Below are 1,240 nucleotides of genomic sequence, written 5' to 3' on the forward strand. Positions count from 1 at the left end.
CCAGTGGCGCAGCGCAGATAATAGGTAGCAGCAGTGGTACAGGTAATGTAACGCTGACKGGTAATATTTCCGCAGGTACTGGTAACGCCATTAACATTCAGATTGCAGGTAAGATCAATCCTGACTTCACCGGTACCATCACGAATACGGCCAGTGCAACAGATGCAAATAACAATACTACTACTGGTACCGCTACTACGCAAGTAACCGGTAAATCCGCATTAAGTATTACCAAAACTAGTTCCGGCAGCGTGAATGCAGGTGATACCATTCGTTATGTAATCACAGCTTCGAATGCCGGTCCATCCGGTGCTAAGAACGTAAGCATTGCGGATGCAGTGCCATCCGCGATTACGAACGTTACCTGGACAGCTACCGCTAATGGTACATCTCAGGTAATAAGTGCCGCCAGCGGCAGTGGTAATACTGTATTGGTGAAAGGCAATATCGATGCGGGTGCAGGCAATACGATAGTCGTTAACGTAATGGGTGTGGTACCGGCTAATGCAACCGCCGCTTCATTGACAAACATTGCGATACTGAACGATTCCATTCCAAGTGATTCTGTGATCACCCCTGTAACGAAGAAACCGAATGTGCATGTGGTGAAAGCAGCAGCAGCTACTGCGATTGCAGGCGATAGCCTCAGGTATACCATCACTATTACAAATGATGGCCCATCTGATGCAAGTGGTATGAAGATCAGTGATATTGTTTCTGATACACTCAGCGGTGTAAGCTGGACAGCTAGTGTCAGTGGCGCCGCGCAGATAATAGGCAGCAACAGTGGTACGGGTAATGTAACGCTGACGGGCAATATAGCTGCGGGTACAGGTAACGCGATTAACATACAGATAGCAGGTAAGATCAATCCTGACTTCACCGGTACCATCACCAATACGGCTAGTGCAACAGATGTAAATAACAACACTACTACCGGCACCGCTACTACGCAGGTAACCAGTAAGTCGGCCCTGAGCATTACCAAAACGAGCGCAGGCAGCGTGAATGCAGGTGATACCATCCGTTATGTGATCACAGCTTCGAACGCCGGACCATCMGGTGCTAAGAACGTAAGCATTGCCGATGCGGTGCCATCGGCGATTACGAACGTTACCTGGACAGCTACTGCTAATGGTACATCTCAGGTAATTGGTACCGCCAGCGGCAGTGGTAATAGCATATCCGTGAAAGGAAATATCGATGCAGGTGCTGGTAATACGATAGTCGTTAACGTTAT

Annotated in this window: 1 protein-coding gene; it reads left to right on the forward strand. The window is 48.5% G+C overall.

The features are described from left to right. Positions 1-1,240, forward strand: a 1,240-nt coding sequence (locus AC1DFM_RS34595) for a hypothetical protein (protein ID WP_477081351.1), incomplete at both ends; no start/stop codon positions are given.

The organism is Chitinophaga sp. 05T412 (genome assembly GCF_056396465.1).